Origin of the sequence: Nocardia elegans NBRC 108235, assembly GCF_001612845.1 — a bacterium.
Lineage (GTDB): Bacteria > Actinomycetota > Actinomycetes > Mycobacteriales > Mycobacteriaceae > Nocardia > Nocardia nova.
The window spans coordinates 1-736 of the sequence record NZ_BDBF01000114.1; the positions used below are offsets into that span (position 1 = coordinate 1).

The 736-nt window shown below is 72.6% G+C and carries 2 pseudogenes; both read right to left on the reverse strand.

The window, feature by feature from the left end:
* A pseudogene (locus tag NE2_RS34430) lies at positions 1-401 on the reverse strand (ESX secretion-associated protein EspG); the annotation flags it as partial.
* Positions 401-736 (reverse strand): annotated as a pseudogene (locus tag NE2_RS36525) (hypothetical protein); the annotation flags it as partial. The pseudogenes NE2_RS34430 and NE2_RS36525, both read right to left, overlap by 1 nt.

Sequence of the window (736 nt, forward strand, 5' to 3'; positions counted from 1 at the left end):
CCCGCCGGCGCCGAGCCGATCGCGGCCACCAGACGTTCGCCCACCCCGCGCGCGTGGCAGACGGCGACCGTGACGGCGTCGGGCCGTGCGATCAGCAGCCCCGCGTGCCGGTGGACGACGGCGGCGAAGGCGAGGATCAGTTCCGGCTCGTCCGCCGGTGTGGAGCGCCGGCCGGAGACGGTGATCGTGGTGGCGTCCGGGCGGGTGCACAGCAGCAGTGCGGCGGTGAGATCCGGATCCGTGTTGCGCGCATAGCGGGTGCGCAAACCCAGTGCGGCATATTCGGATTCGGTGCGCACGGTGGATTCCGGGATCATGTTCACCGGATAGGGACGGCGGTCGAGATCGGTTTCGGTGGCCCAGACGTGGGCGAACTCGTCCGGCGTCAGCACCCACTTCACTACGGATGACCCCCACCCGAATCCGGCCGGGGTGCGGGAGCGAAGCGCGGCACCCGGTCACCGGAGGCGACCAGGGTGCTGTTGTAGCGGAAGGTCATGATGTCGCGGGCGTCGGCCAGGGCCGCGGCGGCGGCGACGTCGTGGGTCATCCGGCGGGCGCCGCCGTGCACCACCTCGGCGACCTGGTCGGGCAGCGGAACATAGGTCGGCGGCGCGGGCAGGGCGTCCCGAATGGATTGCGCCGCTTCCGCATCGGCCTCCAGCAGTTGCCGCAGCCGGGCGCAGACCTCGGCCGCGGCGGCGCCTCGTTCGACGAACGCCGCCGTCGCGGGTTC